The following is a 17,014-nucleotide window of genomic DNA, read 5'->3' as shown; positions in this document are numbered from 1 at the left end:
TGACGAAAGGGCAACATGGCACAGGACGAGAAACGATTCGCCGATGGTATCGGTGATGGCGTGGCTGAGGCTTTCGCCAATCAGGTTGCCTATTGCCGTAAGAACGGCGCGCCGATCACCGCGCGGATCGTTGCGGCGCTGGCAGCGGTTCTGGACGATGCCGATGCCGGCCCGTTCCTTACGCGGATCAGGGAATGGCCGGGCAAGCCGCTGGCCGATGCCGTGCCGTTGCGCGCAGCCGGGGGCATCCATGCGCTCAACCAATCGGGCGAGGAACCCGCATTGGCGCCGATCTATGCGGGCGAGCCGGCTGATGATGCAGCCATCGTTGGCGAGGTGGCGAAACGACGGGGTGAAGACTTGATGCCCTGGCTCGACGGGCCGCCGCAGACCAATGAGGCGGGACGTTCGTCGAATTTCGTGGCGGCCATTCTGTGGCTTGCGGGGCAGGGGCTGCCGGGGCGGTTCGAATGTCTTGAAATCGGGGCGAGCGCCGGGATCAACCTGATGCTGGATCGCTACCGCTACGATCTGGGCGGTGTGGAAGTGGGGCCTGCAGCGCCGGCGATGGCATTCAATCCGGAATGGCGCGGATCGCCGCCGCCGGCCGAGACGATTTCCTTCGCGTCGCTGAAAGGGTGCGACATCGCCCCGGTGGACCTTGCCGATCCGGCGCAGGCGCAGCGGCTGCGTGCCTATATCTGGCCGGAGCATGTCGAGCGTTTCGCCCGGCTGGATGCCGCGATTGCCGCGGCGCAGGAGCGCGCGCCCGATCTGGTGAAGCTGAACGCCGCAGATTTTGTGGAGCAGCAATTGGCCCAGCGGCAGCCCGAGGGCGTGACGCGGGTGCTGATGCACTCGATCGTGATGCAATACGTTCCCGAGGATCAGCGGGAACGGATCAATCGTGCGATGGCGGCGGCAGGTGCGAAGGCGAGCCCGGAGCGGCCGCTGGCGTGGATCGCCGTGGAGGCCGACCGCACACTGCTGGGGCACGGCGTGAAGGTGCGCTATTGGCCCGGCGGTGAGGAATGGCACCTGCTTGCCCACGCCCATGCCCACGGCGCGTGGATCGAATGGCTGGGCTAAGTCGCTCGTCGCTGAACTTTGCCCCACGTCATAAAGGCATCCGTCATCCCCGCGAAGGCGGGGATCCCGCTTTTTACTTATGAGGGCCGCGAAAGGAAACGGGGCCCCCGCCTTCGCGGGGGCGACGATGTATTTGCACCGAAGTCAGTCTATTTGAACCAGGGTCAGTAACTTCAGCCGAAAGGGCTCACTCTCCCGGCGCGCGGGCCTTGATGGCGACGGCGTGAACACGGTTGCCGGGGATGTCGCCCAGGGCCGCATTGACCAGCCGTTGCCGCTGAAGGCGGGAAACGCCGGCGAATTGGGCTGATTCGATCTCTATGGTGAAGTGCGATTCGCCGCTGCCGTCATCGCCCGAATGGCCGCGATGGGTGGCGGAATCGTTGATCACGTCAAGCTGCGTGGGGGCGAAGGCGGCGGCGAGCAATTGCCGCATTTCCTGTTCGAGAGGTCCGGTCATGGCTTCCATTTAGGCGTTCGATCCCCCATCTGGAAGCCGGTGAGACATTCTAGATTTCATGGCAGGGTCGAATCCGGCGGGCGCACGTGCAGCTGGCCGGGATGCGACGAGGACGGCGAATTCCGCGCGCCGGGCGCGCGCACGCCCAGTTTCGACGGTCCGGGCGACTACCGCTGGTTCTGTCTGGACCATGTGCGCGAATTCAACGCCGGCTATGACTATTTCGAAGGCATGGATGCGGAGGAGATCTTCCGCGCCCAATCGCCCCTGCATGGCTGGGAGACGCAGACGCGCGCGTTCCGGCCCGATGCCGGGGTAGACGGTGCGCCGCGCTGGGCCGATTTTTCCGACCCGCTGGAAGCGATCAGCGGGCGGGCGAGGGCGCATGTTCGGCAGCGCCATGCCGACATGAAGCCGGAGAATGCCCGCTTCACGCCGGATGAGCGGCGCGCCCTGGGCGTTCTTGGGCTGGATGGCGATATCGACCGCAAGACGCTGCGCCTGCGCTACACTCGGCTGCTGCGGCAGTACCATCCCGATCACAATGGCGGCGATCATGGTCATACCGCGCGGCTTCAGGCGGTGGTGGAGGCCTATCAGGTGCTCAAAAAGGCCAATGCCTTCGCCTGATCTGTGGCCCCATTTTGATCAACGCCCCCGCAGCGCGGCCCAGCGTGCGGCGCCGCTCTCGCCATAGATGCGCACGACGTCCTTGCCCGAATAGAAGATCGGATACTGTTCCGCACCATCGGGCAGGACGACCCAGGGCTGCTTGCTCTGCGTGAAGATATGGACGTCCGGCGGGCAGGCGTCGGGATCGTCCAGTGTGCCGACGCGGATGTAATCGGCCTTGTCGCCGGCGCCGCCATAATGGCTCCAGAGCGCTACCTTGCAGGTGGGGCAGCGCAGGATCGCCTGGCCCCTGCCGCTGAGCGAGGGCGTGTCTATCCGTTCGGGCGCGGTTTCGCCGATCAGTTCCACCCGATCCGCCTCGATCACGACGTTGAGTGCGAAGGCCGTTCCGCTTTCGCGCTGGCACCAGCGGCAGTGGCAGCAATGAACGACGATGGGGTCGTCCAGCAGACGGTAACGGACTTTGCCACAAGTGCAGCCGCCTTCCGCTCCCCGGTGCAAGCTTTGGCTCAAGCCGCCTTGCCCTCGCAGATTTCGGCGAGTTGCTCGGCGCAGGCGGACCAGCCCTCCTCGAAGCCCATATCGGCATGCTGCTTCATCGTTTCGGCGTTCCAGTGCCGCGCACGGGCGGTGTAGCGGGTGCCGTTGCCTTCGGGGGCGACTTCCCAGATGCCGATCATAAAGGGGCCGGCCGGATGGAAATCTCCGGTGACCGCGTCCGTAGTCACGAAGCGGCGGCCTTCGTCGAATGCCAGATAGATGCCGTTCTGCGGCGCCACTTCGCCATCGGGGCCGTACATCGTCATCCGGCAGACGCCGCCGGGCCGCCGGTCCTGCTCATCCACTTCGACGCGCCAGGGGCGGGGGCACCACCACTCTTCCTGACGGTTGGCCAGCACGTCCCAGACTTCGCCAACGGGGGCATCGATGTAACGGGTGATGACAAGTTCGTGGTCGGTATCGCTCACGGGCATTCTCTCCGTTTTTTCGTTCAATCGCGGTCGGGGGCGCCCAGCGGGAAATAAGGGCGGAACGGCCGCGCATCGTCGACGCAGCGGGCGATGGCGGGCAGCGACAGCAAGTGCGCGCGCCATTGTCGAAGGCGTGGCAGTTCTTCGGGAATGGGATGGACCCAGTCCGCATAGAACAGCGAAGGCGCGGCGGCACATTCGATCAGCGTGATGTGATCCATCCGCGGATAGAACTGCAGCCAGCCTTCAAGCCAGGCGTAAGTGCGTTCCAGCTTGGTGCGCGCTTCGGCACAACGGGCCATGTCCGGCGCCTCGGGGCTGCGAATGTATTCGTCCACCACCACCTGCATCACGTTCATCACGTAATTGTCAAAGACGCGATCGAGCATGCGAATGGCGTTTGCGGCGTCGGGATCCTCCGGGATCAGGGTACCTGGGGTGATATGGTGCCGGTCGATATATTCGAGGATGGAGCTTGCCTCGAACAACAGGTTCTCGCCGTCGCGGAGCACCGGGAACTTCCCTTGCGGTCCGGCCGTCTGCACCACTTCGGCATTTTCCGGGTGCTCGGCATCCAGAATGCGAAATGCAAACGGCACTTCGTAGGCATAGAGCGCGATCAGCGCCTTCCACGTATAGGACGAGAAGGGGTGGCCGAAGAGTTCCAGACTGGGTGCAGGGTTCACGCAGCGCTCCCCGCCAGTGCCGCTTCGATCGTGGCGATGTCGATCTTGCGCATCGTCATCATCGCTTCCATCGCGCGCTTGGCGGCGGCGCGGTCAGGATTGGTGAGGGCGTCGGACAGCGCCTTGGGCGTGATCTGCCAGGAAAGTCCCCATTTGTCCTTGCACCAGCCGCACATGCTTTCGGCACCGCCATTGTTGACGATGGCGTTCCAGTACCGGTCGGTTTCTTCCTGCGTCAGCGTTTCGACCTGAAAGGAGAACGCTTCCGAGTGCGGGAAAGTGGGGCCACCGTTCAGGCCGATACATTCGATTCCCATCACCGAGAATTCCACGGTGATGACATCGCCCGCCTTGCCGTCCGGATAGTCGGTAGGCGAGTTGACGACCTGAGTAACCCTGGTGTCCGGAAAGACGCTGGCGTAAAAATTGGCCGCATCTTCGGCCGCGCCGTCGTACCAGAGGCAGATCCTGTTTTTCGCGGTCATTTCTTCATCTCCGCAATCAGGGTGTTGTCCACAGCCTTGGCGGCCTTGTAGCCATCGCGGGCCTGAAGCCGTTCGGCATAGGCGACGAAGGCCGGGCGCGGGGGCATCGTGCCGAAAGTCAGGCCCCAGTCCACCGCGCTGCCCACGTAGACGTCCGCCATGGTGAAGCGGCCGCCGCAGACCCAGTCGTTGACGTCGAAGTGCTTTTCCAGCGCGTTCATCGTCCGGTCGAAGCTGCCCCAGCCGGCCATCATCTCCTGCTCGGGCGCGGGTTCGCTCTTGAAGTGGCGCGATGTGATGGCCTGTTCCACCGGGCCGGATGCAAAGAAGGTCCAGCGGTAATAGTCCGCCATTTCCGTGTCGCTGGGCAGCAGGCCGGCGTCGGGGTGCATCTCGGCAAGGTAGAGGCAGATCGCGGCGGCTTCGGTCACCACCCGGTCACCGGATTCGGCGTGGTGGACGATCGTGGGCACTTTGCCCATCGGGTTGATGTCCAGAAAGCCCGCCGGCTTCTCCTTCCAGTCGATGATCACCTGATCGTAGTCGGCGCCGGCTTCGTGCAGCGCCCAGCGGGCGATCTGACCGCGCGACATAGGGTTGGTGTAGAAGGTGTAGTCGGCCATTCCCGTGCTCCTTCACGTGCATCCGGGTGGAACAATCATGGAACAAACGCCTGCCGTCAAGCCTTGATCGGCCGGCGCATGTCCATGAATTGTCCGCTCATTCGCCTTTCGGGCCGACCAGGCCGAAGCCCGCGCCCTGCGGGTCCATGGCGACGACGATCCAGTCGCCGCCGGGAACCTCGTGCGGGCCCATCAGGACCTTGCCGCCGCTGTTCTCGATCGCCGATTTCGCCGCCGCGATGGAGGGGACGCCGAAGTAGAACATCCAGATCGCCGGCTGCTGGTCGCTCTGGCGCTGCATGATCGCGCCCAGCGTCTGCCCGTGATGGCCGATGAAGCAATAGTCGCCCATGTCGCCCATCGACATCTTCTCGTCGAACGTGAAGCCGAAGTGCTTGCCGTAGAACGCCATGGAGGCGGCCTGATCGGGGCTGGCCAGTTCGTTCCAGCGCACGTGCTGGTTTTCGGTGACGGAGAACACGTCGCTGGTGGCATCCGGATTGCCGGCCGGGGGCACCGGCTTCATCAGGTAGATCGGCACGCCCTGCGGGTCCGCAACCATGGCGATGCGGCCCACCGGCATATCGAAAGCGGGCAACTGTTCGCGGCCGCCCTCCGCAACGATGGCGTGGACTTCGGCATCGACGTCGTCGACATTGAGGTAGGGCAGCCAGCAGGGGCGGGCGCCGCCCATCTGCATGTCCTGCGTGATCTGCATCGCGCCGCCGGCCATGCCGCCATCGTCGCGCTGGATCATGCGGTAATCCATGCCGCCCGCGTCGGGATCGGAGTGGCGGGAGATCGTCCAGCCGACCACCGCCTTGTAGAAGGCGGCCGCGCCGTCGATGTCGCTGGTGAGCAGTTCGTACCAGATGAAGCTTCCGACAGGATTGCCCATGGTCATTCTCCCACCACGACGACGGGCTGGAAGCCGCCGAAGATCATGCGTGCACCGTCGAACGGCGGCGGATTGTTCTGCGGATCGAAGCGTGGGTCGTTCTTCATGAGTTCCATCAGCAGGGCCATCTGCCGATCGCGCGTTTCCTTGTCCGGCCATTCGATCCAGCTGAAACAGACGGCTTCGTCTTCCTTGGCCCCTACGGCCATGTAGAAGTCGGTCTGCTTGCCGTGGGGCACATCGTCGCCCCAGCACTCCCATACCCGTGTGGCGCCGTATTCGATGAAATAGTCGTCGAATTCACGGGCATGCGCGATGAACTTGTCCTTGTTGGCAAGGGGTACGGGGATCACGAAACCGTCGACATAGGCCATGGTTCACTCTCCTGCGGGGGCGGAATAGGCGTCCAGTTGTTCGGCAAGGGCGTGGCGGAAGGCCGGGCGTGCTTCGGCGCGGGCCTTGTAGGCGGTGAGCGCGGGGAAGGCGGCCAGAATGTCGGTGTGGTCTAGGCAGCGCAGCACCGTGACCATCAGGATGTCGGCGACGGTGAAGGGGCCGGCCAGCCATTCGCGGCCTGCCAGCGCCTTTTCGACCACGGCCAGCTTGCGCTCCGCCTGCTTGACCGCGCCGGGGCGTGCCTGCGCGGCCCACGGCTCATTGACGTAGAATATGTCGATCGCGTTGACCTGCATGATATGCGGTTCAACGCTGTTCATGCCGGCGAACAGCCAGGTGATCGCCTGCCATCGCGGAGCCGAAGCGATGGGCAGCAGGCGCGGGTCCTGCTCACCCAGATAGAGCAGGATCGCGCCGCTTTCGAACATGCGGATCTCTCCATCGTCGAAGGCGGGAACCTGCGCGAAAGGCTGCCATTCGCGATACTCGTCGCTGCGCGGCGTCATCGCATCGAACAGTTCCATCCGGTAATCGCGCCCGATCTCCTCAAGCGCCCAGCGGATGCGAAGATCGCGCACCACGCCGCGCACGGGCGGGGGCACGTTGTTGAATCCGCTGACTACCGTTGCTGCGTTGTCGCACACAGGCATCTGCTTTCTCCCACTGATGGCCATACCACAGGTCAGCTGGTGAGCGGACCTGCGAAGTGATCCTTCCCGTCCATGTTGCGGCGAATCGTTATTGCCTGACGCTGCGCTGATGGGTTACAAAAAGCAACTATGAAGTTACCAAATGAAACTAGTGTGACGACGAAGCGAATGCGTTCCCCGGCAAAAGGTGCCTGCGCGGCGGACGGACAGGCCGGCGCGCGCCATGGCCGGTGGTATGAGGATGCCTGCGGCGGTTCCTTGGCGCTCGAACTCATCGGAGAGCGCTGGTCCTTGCTGATCGTGCGAGAGATGCTGCTGGGCCCGCGCCGTTTCAACGAATTGCGCGCGGCACTGCCGACATTGAGTGCCAAAGTGCTTACCGAGCGGCTGAACTCGCTGGAGGCATCGGGGATCGTCCGCCGCACCCGATTGGCGCCGCCGGCTTCAGTGCAAGTCTATGGTCTCACCGAATGGGGCCTGGGGCTTGAGCCGGTACTGCTGGAACTGGTGCGCTGGGGGCTGCGTTCGCCCGGGCACGACCCGGCGCTGGCCTTTACTCCGGTTTCGCTGATGCTTTCGCTGCGCGCGCTGATCGACCGGCCGCGCGCGGGCGATCTTTCGCTGCTGACCGCATTCGATATCGGCGGGCTGAAATTCGCCGCGCAACTGCACGATGGCGTATTGGATGTGCGCCCGGCCGGAGATTCCGCAACCGCGCCGGATTTGCGCTTTTCCGCTGCCAGCGCATCCGATTTTCTCCCGGTCTTCTACGGCAAGAAGTCGGTGGAGGAGGCAGGCGGAAAGCTGGCCATCGAAGGGTATGCTGCCATGGCGGCGCGCTTCATCGATCTGTTTGCATTGCCGCCCAAGTTCCGCGTCTGAAGCGAAACAGGAAGCGGGGTACAGCGCCCTCCAATGTCATTCCATGGTCAAAGCCTGTTGCGGTGCAGCGCCCGCTTGTCTACCCGGTACGCACGATGACTGAGTCCGAGACCATGAAGCCCGAGAACCGCGACACCACCGTCCTTGCCGCTCCCGACATCGAAGTCGACGTTCGTGAGACGTTCGGCATCGATATCGACATGAAGGTGCCGGCCTTCTCCGTCGCCGACGAACGCGTGCCCGACCTTGACGAGACTTATGTCTTCGATCCGGACACCACACTCGCGATCCTGGCGGGCTTTGCCTACAACCGCCGCGTGATGGTGCAGGGCTATCACGGCACCGGCAAGTCGACGCATATCGAGCAGGTGGCCGCGCGCCTGAAGTGGCCGTGCATCCGCATCAACCTGGACGCGCACATCAGCCGTATCGACCTGATCGGCCGTGACGCCATCGTGCTGCGCGACGGTCTTCAGGTTACCGAATTCCGCGAAGGCCTGCTGCCGTGGGCGCTGCAGCACCCGGTGGCGCTGGTGTTCGACGAATACGACGCCGGCCGTCCGGACGTGATGTTCGTGATCCAGCGCATTCTGGAGACAGAGGGCAAGCTGACCCTGCTGGACCAGAACCGCGTGATCCGCCCGGACAAGCATTTCCGCCTCTTCGCCACCGCCAACACGGTGGGCCTTGGCGATACCTCGGGCCTCTATCACGGCACCCAGCAGATCAACCAGGGCCAGATGGACCGCTGGAATCTGGTGGTTGGCCTCAACTACCTGCCGCAGCCGGTCGAGACCGACATCGTCTCGAAGAAGGTGCCGCAGATCGATGCCGCGACGATCGCCAACATGGTGAAGGTGGCCGACTTCTCGCGTCAGGGCTTCATGAACGGCGATATCTCGACCGTGATGAGCCCGCGTACCGTCATCACCTGGGCGCAGAATACCGCGATCTTCAATGACGTGGGCTTCGCCTTCCGCCTCTCGTTCCTGAACAAGTGCGATGAGACCGAGCGCGTGATGGTGGCCGAATACTATCAGCGTGTGTTCGGCACCGACCTGCCGGAGAGCGTCGTCTCCAAGGCCTGAGAGTCTGTCTGGAAATTCGCGAAGAGCGAATTTCACGGTCTCTGAATACACAGGAACGACCTTGAAAAAGGGAGGCTGCGGCCTCCCTTTTTTTGTGTCTGAGAGTCCGTTTGAAAAATGCCCGCAGGGGCATTTTTGAGGCGGCACCGGCCCTCTCCCCCACCCTACCACCCATCGGTAGTATCCTGCGGGTGGTAGGCCCCCTCAGCGAAAAGGTCCCCCGGACCTTTTCGTGTTCTTCGGAACGGGAGAGGGCCGGTGCCGCAAAATTCGCATTTCGCGAATTTTCAAACGGTCTCTGTGCGCCGGCAGACGTGCCCGGCAGGGATAGCATGTGGGTACTTGCGTTAACTGTTGTCGCATTAAGGTGGTGCCGTTCGGCAAATTGACAGGATTCCCGGTGTAGCTGGACGGCGAGGTCGGGAATCAAGGAGTTTCGATGGTGTTTGGCGTTCTCGCGGCGGCGGCTGTTGCTGCGTCGGGCACTCGGCCTGCCGTGAGCGAATCCCGATTTCAGGATGTCGTCCTTGCCATCCACAACGAGGAACGCGCCGCCGTAAATTCCCAGCCACTGCGCTGGAGCACCAGGCTGGCCCGCGACGCCGCCGATTGGGCAGACAAGCTGGCGTCTTCCAACGTATTCCAGCACGATGCATCAAATCGGACGGAGGGCGAAAACCTCTGGATGGGAACGCGCGGCGCCTACGGCATCGACGAGATGGTTTCAGGCTGGACCGACGAAAAGATTCCGCTGCGCCGAATGCGGTCGTGGCAGGACAATTATCATCGCGTCGGCCACTATACGCAGATGATCTGGTCCGGCACGACGGAAGTCGGCTGCGCCTTGTCCCGAGGGGTGCGGTTCGAATATCTGGTGTGTCGATACGATCCGCCCGGCAATGTCCTGAACGAAAGCCCCTATCGCGGCCAGGCGATTGCCCTCGGCAGGCGATAAGGCGATTCGCTTGGCGCCCGCCTTTCCGTTTCTACACAGCGCGCTACCTGAAAGCCCTTAGCGGGCACGCCCCAATCCCTTTGCAAATCGTCGGTACATCGTCGGCTCGCCCAGGGCATTTTGGCCTTGCGGAACGTGGTCAGCGAGGCTGAGGATGTTCGACTGGTTCGAAAAGTACGCGCCGATCCGGCTCAAATTCCGTACTCTTTTCTATCTGCACGGTTTGTGGGGCCTGCTTTCTTCAGCCGGGGCGGTTCTCGCCTCCCGACATTTTACCACGGCGGGCATCGGGCTGGCCGTGCTGTCGCTGCTGGCATCGCTGGCGACCGTAAAGATCAGCGGAAAGTTGATCTGCGACCCTTATGTCGAAACCGTGGTGCGCATGGAAGGGCTGGCGGCTGGCGATCTTGCCAGCCCGATACGCTTTACCGACCACAGCGACTGCGTGGGCCGGATGACCAAGGCCATGGCGGTGTTCCGGGACAATGCCTTGCAAGTGCAACTCAACTCCACGCGCGTGCAAATGGTCGAAGCGCTGGAACGCGGCCTGCTTGCCCTCGAAAGCGGGGACATGACGGTGAAGCTGGAGACAGCCTTCGCCGAGGAATACGAAACCCTGCGGGCCAGCTTCAATCGCACCGTTTCCGGCCTGGAGGCAAGCATCGCGCAAGTGGTTTCCTCGGCCAGCAGCGTGCGCACCGGGTCGGCTGAAATTCGCGCCGCGTCGGACGATCTGGCGCAGCGCACGGCAAGCCAGGCGGCAACGCTGGAACGGACTTCGGCTTCCATGACCCACGTGACGGGCATGGTGGAAGTAACGGCACGAAGCGCGGGTGAGGTGCGCGTTGCCGTCGGCGCGGCAAGCGGCGATGCCGACGATGGCGCAAAAGTGGTGAGCAAGGCGGTTACCGCCATGGATGCGATCGAAAAGAGTTCGCTGCAGATCAACCAGATCATCGACCTGATCGACGGCATCGCTTTCCAGACCAATCTTTTGGCGCTGAACGCCGGGGTGGAAGCGGCGCGCGCGGGCGACGCCGGCCGCGGGTTCGCCGTTGTCGCCAATGAAGTGCGGGCGCTGGCGCAGCGATCTTCCGATGCGGCCCGGGAAATTCGCGCGCTGATAACCACATCGTCCCTGCAGGTGGCGGAAGGGGTCGACCTGGTCGGGCAGACCGGGCGCATGCTCGAACGGATCGGGACCAGGATCGGCGAGATCAACGAACTGGTCGATGCGATCGCCCGGGGCGCGCAAGTGCAGTCGGAGGCCTTGACCGACATCAGTGGGGGCGTTGCCAGCATGGACCAGATGGTCCAGCAGAATGCTGCGATGGTGGAGCAGACCGCCGCTGCTGCACGCGGTCTTGCCTCGGAAGCCGAAGGGCTTTCAGAACTGACTGCGCGCTTCAGGATGAATGCCGGCGAAAGTGCGTCGGTCCGTCTTCTCCCTCGGCAAGCGCCGGCCGTTCCCCCGCCTGCACGACCGCGCTTCGCGCCGGTGGCGATGCACGGGAACCTGGCGATCAACGCGGCGAAATCGGGTGAGGATTGGTCTGAATTCTAGAGCAGCTTTCGACCCGACTGCGTCGGATCGACTGATCTAAGTTTTTGGTTTGGCGCATTTTCCGAGTCATCAGGTGATTCCGCCTGATTAGAAATGCTCTAAGCTGTGTGGGAGGCGCTTTTCCTACATCCCGGGGCCTGAGGTAACGTGTTCGGATGTTTCACGTCGCCCAAGGGACCCGGCGCCTTGCCGCTATCGCCGCTCGAAGGCGCAACTGCGTCGCGGGCAAGGTGACACCTGGCTGTCGCAAGATGACGGTATTTCAGCGCAAGGTGACAGTATTTCGCCGCAAGGTGACAGGTTCGCCCCCGGAAGGGCATATTTCATCAGGACCGTGTCAACTGTGTCAACCAAACTGTCACCTTGCGGCACTGGCGGGGTCAGCCCTCTGGGTAGGTCGCCTTCACGAAATAGAGTCCGTCCGGCGGGGAATTGAGGCCCAGCGCCTGCCGGTCGCGGGCTTCCAGCGCTTCGGCGAGCTTCCTCTCGTCCCAGCGGCCCATGCCCACCAGTGCAAGGCAGCCGACCATCGAGCGGACCTGATGGTGCAGGAAGCTGCGGGCCTCGGCCTCGATCAGCACCATCTCGCCCTCGCGCCGCACATCGAGCCGGTCGAGCGTCTTGAGCGCGCTTTGCGACTGGCAGTGGGCGGAGCGGAAGGTGGTGAAATCGTGAAGCCCCACCAGCGTTTGCGCGGCGTGATGCATGGCGTCGGCATCCAGCGGCTTGGGCACTTGCCAGGCCTTGCCGCGCTCCAGCGTCAACGGCGCGCGGCGGTTGGCGATGCGGTAGATGTACGAACGCCCGATGCAGGAGAAGCGGGCGTGCCAGTCGTCCGGCACGATCTCGCAGGCGACCACGGCGATCGGATGCGGGCGCAGCCGCGCGTTCATCCCTTCCGAGAGCTGGAAGGGCGTGAACGGCTTGTCGATGTCCATATGCACTTTCATGCCCAGCGCATGGACGCCTGCGTCGGTGCGGCCGGCGGCATGCATGCTGGTGACCTGCCCGGTCAGCGCGAAAGCCGCTTCCTCCACGCTCTGCTGGACCGAGGGGCCGTGCGCCTGGCGTTGAAGGCCCATGTACGGGGCGCCATCGAATTCGAGAGTGAGTGCAAAGCGGGTCATCGCGCCGCCGATACAGGACTGCGGCCCCGCTGCAAACGGCTTGGTGTCGGTGTGGAAGCGGCGCATCCTTGGCGCTGGTTCACGTGGGAGAGTGCAAATGGCCGAGGAACGACCTCGCTTCGAGATTTTCCGGGGCGGCGACGCGCCTTCGCTGAACGACTGCGGCTGCATGACTTTGGCGGACGAAGCGCCCAATATGATCGCTGCGCTACCGCTCTTCGCCGGAGCCGGCCCGGAAAGCGGCGAACTGGTGGACGTGCCTTATCGCCGGCCGGGAATGAGCCTTGCGCGGCTCCTGCTCAAGAGCGGCTTCGCGCTGCCGCTCCACAGTCATGACTGCGATTGCCTCTACTACATCGTCGCCGGCAGCGTGGAACTCGGCACCGAAACGCTGGTCGCGGGCGATGGCTTCTTTGTTGGCAGCGAAGTTCCCTACGCCTATGTAGCGGGCCCGGAAGGTGCGGAAGTGCTGGAATTCCGCGCTACCGATGCATTCGACATCCGCGTGCGCGACAAGTCGCCGGAAGGCTGGGCTAAGGCCGCCGACAAAGTGCGAGAGGCGCAGGATCGCTGGGCGAACGAGCCTCCGCCCATCCGCCGCGTGCCTGAAAAGCTTGCCAGCTCGTCCTGACTATCAGCCGAGGCGCGTGCCGGCCGGGATCGGCCGCCCGCGCAGCAGGTCTGCCGTGTCCATGGCGGGCTTGCCTGCGCGCTGGATGCGCGTGACGCGGATGGCGCCTTCGCCGCAGGCCACGGTAAGGGCGTCGTCGAGCGTTACGCCGGGCTCACCGGAACCTTCCGTGAGATCGGCGGCGAGCACCTTGTACCGTTCGCCATCGAGTTCAAAGAAAGCGCCCGGTGCGGGCATGAAGGCGCGGATTTGTCGCTCAACCTGCTCGGCAGGAAGCGTGAAGTCGAGCCGGGCCTCGGCCTTGTCGATCTTCTTCGCGTATGTAACGCCATCCTCCGGCTGGGTGACGGCGCGGTGCACGGCAAGATCGCGCAGGGTGCCGACCATAAGCTGCGCGCCCTTTTTGGCGAGTTCCGTGGTCAGTTTACCGGTCGTCTTGCGGTCGATCGTGGTGCGCAGCGTTGCCAGCATCGGGCCGGTATCGAGGCCGATCTCCATCTGCATGATGGTCACGCCGGTGGTCGGATCGCCGGCCAGAATCGCCCGCTGGATCGGCGCTGCCCCGCGCCAGCGCGGCAGGATCGAGGCGTGGATGTTCAGGCAGCCCAAACGCGGCGCATCAAGCACCGCCTGCGGCAGCAGCAGTCCATAGGCCGCCACCACGGCGATATCGGCCTCCAGCGCGGCGAACTTCTCCTGCTCCTCCGCACTCTTGAGCGAAACCGGATGGCGCACCTCGATCCCGCGGGCTTCCGCTTCCTTGTGGACGGGCGAGGGCGTCAGTTCCTTGCCGCGACGACCGCCGGGGCGCGGCGGCTGGCTGTAGACGGCGACAACCTCGTGCCCAGCCTCGACCAGCGCGACGAGTGCGGGCACCGCGAAATCGGGCGTTCCCATGAAGACGATGCGCATGGTGTGGGGAATTCTCCGAAGGACTTTCTCAAAAGCTCCGGAGGCCCTATCTCCGCCGCCATGGCATCGCAAGAGATCGAGACGCTTACTGCCGCGCTGTCGCGCCTTCCCGGCCTTGGCCCCCGTTCCGCGCGCCGTGCGGTGCTGTGGCTTATAAAGCGGCGCGAGACGTCTCTGGTGCAACTGGTCGATGCCCTTGCCGCCGTCCGCGAAGCGCTGGTCGAGTGTCAGACTTGCGGCAATATCGACACCACCAATCCCTGCGGCATCTGCGCCGATCCGCGCCGCGATGCGGGTTCGCTCTGCGTGGTTGAGGAAGTGGCCGACCTTTGGGCGCTGGACCGTGCGCGGCTGTTCAATGGCCGATATCACGTCCTTGGCGGCCGTCTTTCCGCGCTCGACGGCGTGCGCCCGGAAGATTTGACGATCGATCGCCTGCTGGGGCGCGTGGAGGCGGGCGGCGTCGACGAGGTCGTCCTCGCCATGAACGCCACGCTCGAAGGACAGACTACCGCGCACTATATTGCTGAGCGTCTTGAAGGGCTTCCGGTGCGTATCACGCAGCTAGCGCATGGCCTGCCGGTAGGCGGTGAACTGGACTATCTGGATGAGGGAACGCTGGCCCAGGCGATCCGCGCAAGGCGGCCCGTTGCCTAGGGCCCGCTTCGCCGATCACTGTCATCGAAGCGTCCATCTTGCGAGAATCGGCCATCGCGCTTATTTGCGGGGCATGGCTATTCGTGAAATCCTCGAAGTTCCCGATCCGCGTCTCAAGCAGGTTTCGGTCCCCGTCGAAAAGTTCGACGACGAGCTAAAGACGCTCGTCGAAGACATGTTCGAGACGATGTATGACGCGCCGGGCATCGGCCTTGCCGCCATTCAGGTGGGCGTGCCGCTGCGCGTGCTGGTGATCGATCTCCAGCCTGACGACGAAGATGCCGAGCCGGAAGTGTGCTCCGCGCACGGCGGTCACCACCACACGCACCAGCCGACCAAGAAGGAACCCCGGATCTTCATCAATCCGGAAATCCTCGATCCTTCGGAAGACCACACGGTCTATCAGGAAGGCTGCCTTTCGGTGCCGGAGATCTTCGCTGACGTCGAACGCCCCTCGCGCATCCGTGCGCGCTGGCAGGATCTTGACGGCAAGGTGCACGAGGAAGAGATGGATGGCCTGATGGCCACCTGCCTCCAGCACGAGATGGACCATCTCGAAGGCATCCTCTTCATCGATCACCTCTCGCGCCTGAAGCGTCAGATGGCGCTCAAGAAGCTCGACAAGCTGCGTAAGGCAGCCTGATTTCGCACATTGGGGAAAAGCTGGCTTGAGGGCTGGCGTTCCCTGAATGTTCCGGCTATGCTGCCGGAATGGAAATCGCTGTCGTCGCTATTCTCGCGCTTGTTGTCGGTCTTGGGGCCGGCTGGTTCTTCGGTTCCAGACCGGCCGCCGACTGGCGAAACCGCCACGAAATCCGCGATCGTGAGGCGCGCGAACTCGATGAGAAGTTCCGCGCCGCGATTCGCGATCTTGCATCGGCCAGCGAACGCGCCAGCCGTGCGGATGACCTTGCCGAAACTCTAGATCGTACCCGCGTTGACCATGCGCAGGCGATGGAACTCGCCCGTCGCAGCCATGGTGAAGCGGTGGAACGCCTGCGCGGCGAGCACGGCACGGTGCTGGATCGCACGCGCGGCGACCTGACTCAAACCCTCGAAAACACGCGCTCAGAGCATGCGGCTCTGGTTGATGCTTTGCGCCGCGAGCAGCGCGAACTGGCGTCGGAACTGGCGACTCTGCGCGAAAAATCGGCCAACTTCGACGAACAGAAGCGTCTGCTGATCGAAGCGCAGGAAGCGCTGCGCAAGGAGTTCGAGAACGCCGGTGCCAAAGTGCTGGCAGGCGCGCAGGAAGCCTTCCTCAACCGTGCTGGCGCGCGTTTTGAGGAAAGCGAGAAGGCCAATGCAGAGCGTATTGCCACACTGCTGGCCCCAGTCGGCGCGCGGTTGAAGAGCTATGAGGAGCAGGTCACTGCGCTGGAAGCGAAGCGCGTCGACGCCTTCGGTCAGCTTACCGGCCAGATCGAGGCGCTGCGCGTTGGCCAGGAGCAAGTGCGGGCGGAAGCGGTCCGTCTCGGCAACTCGTTGCGCAATGCCCCGAAGGCGCGTGGCCGCTGGGGCGAGCAGCAGCTCAAGAACGTGCTCGAACAGTGCGGCCTGACTGAACATACCGATTTCGTGACCGAGCATTCGGTCGATACCGAGGAAGGGCGTCTCCGCCCCGATGCGATCGTCCGGATTCCCGGCAACAAGCAACTCGTTATCGACGCCAAGGTTTCTCTCAACGCCTATCAGGACGCGTTCGAGGCCGATGACGAGACGCGGCGCATGGCGTTCCTGGACCAGCATGCTGCCTCGATGCGCAATCACATCCAGACGCTGGGCAACAAGAGCTACCAGAGCCAGTTCGAGAACGCCCCGGATTACGTTCTGATGTTCGTGCCGGGCGAGCATTTCATTGCCGCGGCGCTCGATCACGATTCCAGTTTGTGGGACTATGCCTTCGAGCGGCGCGTGCTGCTTGCCAGCCCGACCAACCTCGTCGCCATCTGCCGCACCATTGCGCAAGTCTGGCAGCAGGAAGGGCTCGCCAAGGAAGCGCGCGAGATCGGCAAGCTCGGCAGTGATCTTTATGACAGCCTTGCCAAGACGCAGGACGATCTCGGCAAAGTAGGGCAGCACCTTGGGCGAGCGGTGAACTCGTTCAATGCATTTGCCAGAACTTACGAAGGCAATGTGATGAGCCGCGCGCGTCGTCTTACCGAAAAGCACATCAAGATCGGCAAGCGCGAGATTTCCGACGATGTAGCGGCGGTGGAAGAGATGCCGCGTTATGCTGACACCGGGGCGCAGCTTGCCGATTTTTCGGATGATCTTGAAGCGGAAGGCGCCGAAGCGGCGGAGTAA

The 17,014-nt window shown here is 63.6% G+C and carries 21 protein-coding genes; 10 read left to right on the top strand and 11 right to left on the bottom strand.

All coding sequences use genetic code 11. The features are described from left to right. Positions 1–15: 15 nt before the first annotated feature. Positions 16–1,089, top strand: coding sequence for a DUF2332 domain-containing protein (locus tag ACZ1JC_RS20630; RefSeq protein ID WP_465138388.1), 1,074 nt, complete (start codon positions 16–18; stop codon positions 1,087–1,089). Positions 1,090–1,276: 187 nt separating this feature from the next. Here the strand turns inward: ACZ1JC_RS20630 and ACZ1JC_RS20625 are convergent, their stop codons facing one another. Then, positions 1,277–1,549, bottom strand: coding sequence for a BolA family protein (locus ACZ1JC_RS20625; protein WP_465138389.1), 273 nt, complete (start codon positions 1,547–1,549; stop codon positions 1,277–1,279). Positions 1,550–1,588: 39 nt separating this feature from the next. Between ACZ1JC_RS20625 and ACZ1JC_RS20620 the strand changes: the two genes are divergently transcribed. Then, on the top strand, positions 1,589–2,179 hold the full coding sequence (locus tag ACZ1JC_RS20620; protein WP_465138390.1) for a DnaJ domain-containing protein: 591 nt from the start codon (positions 1,589–1,591) through the stop codon (positions 2,177–2,179). 18 nt (positions 2,180–2,197) lie between these two features. Here ACZ1JC_RS20620 and ACZ1JC_RS20615 read toward each other — a convergent pair whose 3' ends face one another. The 8 genes from ACZ1JC_RS20615 to ACZ1JC_RS20580 form a co-directional block, all read right to left on the bottom strand. Further along, a complete protein-coding gene (locus ACZ1JC_RS20615; RefSeq protein ID WP_465138391.1) occupies positions 2,198–2,695 on the bottom strand; it encodes a GFA family protein in 498 nt (165 codons plus the stop codon). Then, the gene (locus ACZ1JC_RS20610) at positions 2,692–3,150 is read right to left on the bottom strand and encodes an SRPBCC family protein (protein ID WP_465138392.1); all 459 of its coding nucleotides are present in this window, start codon (positions 3,148–3,150) and stop codon (positions 2,692–2,694) included. The genes ACZ1JC_RS20615 and ACZ1JC_RS20610 overlap by 4 nt, the downstream gene beginning before the upstream one ends. 23 nt (positions 3,151–3,173) lie before the next feature. Then, entirely contained in the window at positions 3,174–3,839 is a 666-nt protein-coding gene (locus ACZ1JC_RS20605) for a glutathione S-transferase family protein (RefSeq protein WP_465138393.1), read from the bottom strand. Beyond that, the gene (locus tag ACZ1JC_RS20600) at positions 3,836–4,324 is read right to left on the bottom strand and encodes a VOC family protein (protein ID WP_465138394.1); all 489 of its coding nucleotides are present in this window, start codon (positions 4,322–4,324) and stop codon (positions 3,836–3,838) included. The genes ACZ1JC_RS20605 and ACZ1JC_RS20600 overlap by 4 nt, the downstream gene beginning before the upstream one ends. Further along, the gene (locus tag ACZ1JC_RS20595; protein WP_465138395.1) at positions 4,321–4,947 is read right to left on the bottom strand and encodes a glutathione S-transferase family protein; all 627 of its coding nucleotides are present in this window, start codon (positions 4,945–4,947) and stop codon (positions 4,321–4,323) included. Before ACZ1JC_RS20595 ends, ACZ1JC_RS20600 begins: the two co-directional genes overlap by 4 nt. Before the next feature lie 97 nt (positions 4,948–5,044). Continuing rightward, on the bottom strand, positions 5,045–5,845 hold the full coding sequence (locus tag ACZ1JC_RS20590) for a VOC family protein (RefSeq protein ID WP_465138396.1): 801 nt from the start codon (positions 5,843–5,845) through the stop codon (positions 5,045–5,047). Between the two features lie 2 nt (positions 5,846–5,847). Continuing rightward, complete coding sequence (locus tag ACZ1JC_RS20585) at positions 5,848–6,219, bottom strand: DUF1428 domain-containing protein (RefSeq protein WP_465138397.1); 372 nt, start codon at positions 6,217–6,219, stop codon at positions 5,848–5,850. A gap of 3 nt (positions 6,220–6,222) precedes the next feature. After that, a complete protein-coding gene (locus tag ACZ1JC_RS20580; RefSeq protein WP_465138398.1) occupies positions 6,223–6,891 on the bottom strand; it encodes a glutathione S-transferase family protein in 669 nt (222 codons plus the stop codon). Between the two features lie 153 nt (positions 6,892–7,044). Here ACZ1JC_RS20580 and ACZ1JC_RS20575 point away from each other — a divergent pair, with 153 nt between their 5' ends. The 4 genes from ACZ1JC_RS20575 (at position 7,045) to ACZ1JC_RS20560 (ending at position 11,380) form a co-directional block, all read left to right on the top strand. Continuing rightward, positions 7,045–7,773, top strand: coding sequence for a winged helix-turn-helix transcriptional regulator (locus ACZ1JC_RS20575; RefSeq protein ID WP_465138399.1), 729 nt, complete (start codon positions 7,045–7,047; stop codon positions 7,771–7,773). A gap of 95 nt (positions 7,774–7,868) precedes the next feature. After that, positions 7,869–8,861 carry a cobaltochelatase subunit CobS gene (gene cobS / locus ACZ1JC_RS20570; RefSeq protein ID WP_465138400.1) on the top strand — a complete coding sequence of 331 codons (993 nt, stop codon included), beginning with the start codon at positions 7,869–7,871 and terminating at the stop codon, positions 8,859–8,861. 496 nt (positions 8,862–9,357) lie between these two features. Continuing rightward, positions 9,358–9,816, top strand: a complete 459-nt coding sequence (locus tag ACZ1JC_RS20565; protein WP_465138401.1) for a CAP domain-containing protein — start codon at positions 9,358–9,360, stop codon at positions 9,814–9,816. Positions 9,817–9,970: 154 nt separating this feature from the next. After that, the gene (locus tag ACZ1JC_RS20560; RefSeq protein ID WP_465138402.1) at positions 9,971–11,380 is read left to right on the top strand and encodes a methyl-accepting chemotaxis protein; all 1,410 of its coding nucleotides are present in this window, start codon (positions 9,971–9,973) and stop codon (positions 11,378–11,380) included. 380 nt (positions 11,381–11,760) lie between these two features. Here ACZ1JC_RS20560 and truA read toward each other — a convergent pair whose 3' ends face one another. Further along, complete coding sequence (gene truA / locus ACZ1JC_RS20555) at positions 11,761–12,507, bottom strand: tRNA pseudouridine(38-40) synthase TruA (protein ID WP_465138528.1); 747 nt, start codon at positions 12,505–12,507, stop codon at positions 11,761–11,763. A gap of 97 nt (positions 12,508–12,604) precedes the next feature. Between truA and ACZ1JC_RS20550 the strand changes: the two genes are divergently transcribed. Next, positions 12,605–13,138 (top strand): cupin domain-containing protein, encoded by a 534-nt coding sequence (locus tag ACZ1JC_RS20550; RefSeq protein ID WP_465138403.1) that lies wholly within the window; start codon positions 12,605–12,607, stop codon positions 13,136–13,138. Between the two features lie 3 nt (positions 13,139–13,141). Here the strand turns inward: ACZ1JC_RS20550 and fmt are convergent, their stop codons facing one another. Beyond that, positions 13,142–14,050, bottom strand: coding sequence for a methionyl-tRNA formyltransferase (fmt, locus tag ACZ1JC_RS20545; protein WP_465138404.1), 909 nt, complete (start codon positions 14,048–14,050; stop codon positions 13,142–13,144). A 60-nt stretch (positions 14,051–14,110) separates the two neighbouring features. On the opposite strand from fmt, the gene recR reads away from it, so the two are divergent. The 3 genes from recR (at position 14,111) to ACZ1JC_RS20530 (ending at position 17,014) form a co-directional block, all read left to right on the top strand. Next, positions 14,111–14,707, top strand: coding sequence for a recombination mediator RecR (recR, locus tag ACZ1JC_RS20540; protein WP_465138405.1), 597 nt, complete (start codon positions 14,111–14,113; stop codon positions 14,705–14,707). Positions 14,708–14,780: 73 nt separating this feature from the next. Next, on the top strand, positions 14,781–15,350 hold the full coding sequence (def, locus tag ACZ1JC_RS20535; protein WP_465138406.1) for a peptide deformylase: 570 nt from the start codon (positions 14,781–14,783) through the stop codon (positions 15,348–15,350). 68 nt (positions 15,351–15,418) lie between these two features. Continuing rightward, positions 15,419–17,014: a DNA recombination protein RmuC gene (locus tag ACZ1JC_RS20530; RefSeq protein ID WP_465138407.1), complete on the top strand. Its 1,596-nt coding sequence runs from the start codon at positions 15,419–15,421 to the stop codon at positions 17,012–17,014.

It is taken from the genome of Sphingomonas sp. BL-S-28, assembly GCF_055521515.1.
The sequence above is the reverse complement of the archived record's forward strand: the minus strand, read 5'-3'. Positions and strand labels throughout refer to the sequence as shown.